Raw genomic sequence first — 2,686 nt, 5'->3', positions numbered from 1 at the left:
GCCGATGTGCTGGAAGCTCTGGGCTGGAAAAGCGATCTGCCGCTCGACCGGGTAGAGGCCTGCCTTTTCGAAACCGGCATGACGTTCGTGTTCGCCCAGCGCCACCACCCGGCGCTGGCGCGCGTTGCGCCGGTGCGCCGCGCGCTGGGGCGGCGCACGATCTTCAATCTGGTCGGGCCGCTGGCCAATCCGGCGGGCGTGCTGCGGCAGATGATCGGCGTGCCGCTGCCCAGATGGATGGAGCCGATGGCGCTTGCTGCGGCAAGCCTTGGCGCAGAGGAAGTGCTGACGGTGCACGGTGGCGGGCTGGACGAAGTGGCGGTGCATGGATCGAGCGCGCTGTGCCGGATCCGCGAAGGCCGGATGCAGCACGAGCATTTCGATCCGGTTTCGGCCGGAATCGGCCTGTTCGACCGTGAAGACATCGACGGCGGAGAACCCGCCGAGAACGCCGCCGAACTGCTGGCGCTGATGCAGGGGCGCGGGCGCCCGGCCTATCGCGCGATCACGCTTGCGAACGCGGCGATGGCGCTGACAGTTACCGGCCGCAGCTTTCCGGATGCGCTGGCCCTTGCCGAACAGGCACTCGATTCCGGCGCAGCGGCCGAATGCCTCGCCCGCTTCGTCGCCTTCCGCTAGAGAAAATCCGATATGGCTGACCGATTGCAACCTATCCTCGACGCCAAGCGAGCGCATGTTGCAGCGCGCAAGGCAGTGAAACCCGAAGCGCTGCTGGACCTGAAGGCGAACGGCCCGGCGCGCGGATTTGCCGCTGCCCTTGCCGCCGCAAAGGCGAGGGGCGAGTTCGGCCTGATTGCCGAAATCAAGAAGGCAAGCCCGTCGAAGGGGTTGATTCGCGCCGACTTCGATCCGGCCGCCATCGCCGAATGCTATGAAGCGGCGGGCGCTGCCTGCCTGTCGGTGCTGACGGACGAGCCTTATTTCCAGGGGCGCGACAGCTATCTGGCGCTCGCCCGCCATGCCGCGCCGTCGCTGCCGGCGCTGCGCAAGGATTTCATCGTCGACCGCTACCAGATCGCGGAATCGCGGGCGCTGGGCGCCGATGCCATCCTGCTGATTGTCTCGGCGCTGACCGATGCCGAGCTTGCCGATTTCGAGGCGCGGGCGGCGGACCTCGGCCTCGACGTGCTGGCTGAAGTGCATGACGAACCGGAACTGGAGCGGGCGCTCAGGCTGAAGACGCCGCTGATCGGCGTGAACAACCGCGACCTGAAGACGCAGACCGTTGACATCGGCCTGTCGGAACGGCTTGCCGCAGTGGTGCCCGCCGACCGCATCCTCGTTGCTGAATCCGGCCTGACGCAGCACGCTGATCTGGTGCGGCTCGCTGGGCGCGGCGTCTCGACGTTCCTCGTCGGAGAGGCGTTGATGAAGGAACCCAATGTCGAAGCGGCGACCAGGCGTCTGCTGACCGGCCGATGACATCCGGCCTCACCCATATCGACGACGAGGGCGCGGCCCGCATGGTGGATGTGGGCGGCAAGGCCCTGACCGAACGGGTCGCCGTCGCCGAAGGGAGGATCCGCATGGCCGACGCAACGCTGCGCGCGATCGCCGAGGGGCTGGTGAAAAAGGGCGACGTGCTGGCGACGGCACGGATCGCGGGCATCATGGCAGCGAAGCGCACCTCGGAACTGGTGCCGCTTTGCCATCCGATCGCGCTGTCGGCAGTTGCGGTGGATTTCCGGTTCGGCGAAGGGCAGATTGCCGCCACGGCAACCGCGCGCACCACCGGGCAGACCGGCGTCGAGATGGAGGCGCTGACTGCGGTGTCGGTGGCGCTGCTGACGCTCTACGACATGGCGAAGGCGCTGGACCGGGCGATGGTGATCGAGGGTGTGCGGCTGCTGGAAAAGCGCGGCGGCAAATCGGGGGACTGGCGCGCCGATGGCTGAGCTTCTGGATTTCGACGTTGCGCTGGGGCGTTTGCTGGCTCTGGCAACGCCGATGGCAGCGGAAACCGTCGCGGTTGCCGATGCCTCGGGGCGCTATCTGGCCGAGGACGCGGTTGCGCTGCTGACCCAGCCCCCCGCCGACGTCAGCGCGATGGATGGCTATGCCATCCGCTACACAGACCTTCCCGGCCCGTTCCGGGTGATCGGGGAATCGGCGGCGGGGCGGCCGCTGAACCATGTGCTGCAACCCCACGAGGCAGCGCGCATTTTCACCGGATCCTATGTGCCGGCAGGCGCAGATACGGTGGCCGTGCAGGAAGATGCGGTGCTGGAAGGCGGTGTGCTGTCGTTTCCGGCCAGCGGCCCGTCGCGGGCTGGTGCGCACATCCGACCGCGCGGGCAGGATTTTGCCGCTGGCGAACACATTGCGCGGGCGGGCGACCTGGTCAGCCCGGCGCGGCTCGGGCTGCTGGCGGCGGCGGGCCTTGGCGCGGTTTCGGTGCACCGGCAGCCGCGGATCGCCCTGATTTCGACCGGCGATGAACTGGTTCCGCCCGGCGCAACCCCGGCAGAGGGGCAGATCATCGGTTCCAACGGGCTGATGATCGCGGCGCATCTGCGGCAGGCGGGGGCCGAAGTGCGCGATCTTGGGCTGTTTGCCGACCGGCCGGAAGATATCGCCCGTGCAATCGACCTCGCGCGGGATGCCGACCTGATCGTCAGCATCGGCGGAGCGTCGGTAGGCGACCACGATCTGGTGAAACCGGGTC

At 68.1% G+C, this 2,686-nt stretch carries 3 protein-coding genes and 1 pseudogene; all 4 read left to right on the top strand.

Annotated features, from left to right (window positions below):
- A pseudogene (locus AC16JP_RS01425) lies at positions 1–639 on the top strand (anthranilate phosphoribosyltransferase); the annotation flags it as partial.
- A gap of 12 nt (positions 640–651) precedes the next feature.
- Positions 652–1,443 carry an indole-3-glycerol phosphate synthase TrpC gene (gene trpC / locus AC16JP_RS01420; protein WP_484338819.1) on the top strand — a complete coding sequence of 264 codons (792 nt, stop codon included), beginning with the start codon at positions 652–654 and terminating at the stop codon, positions 1,441–1,443.
- Entirely contained in the window at positions 1,440–1,916 is a 477-nt protein-coding gene (gene moaC / locus AC16JP_RS01415; RefSeq protein ID WP_484338818.1) for a cyclic pyranopterin monophosphate synthase MoaC, read from the top strand. Before trpC ends, moaC begins: the two co-directional genes overlap by 4 nt.
- On the top strand, positions 1,909–2,686 hold a 778-nt coding region (locus AC16JP_RS01410), incomplete at its 3' end, for a molybdopterin molybdotransferase MoeA (RefSeq protein WP_484338817.1). The genes moaC and AC16JP_RS01410, both read left to right, overlap by 8 nt.

The sequence above is a fragment of the Sandaracinobacteroides sp. genome (assembly GCF_057137845.1).
This window is presented reverse-complemented; position numbering and strand designations above follow the sequence as displayed.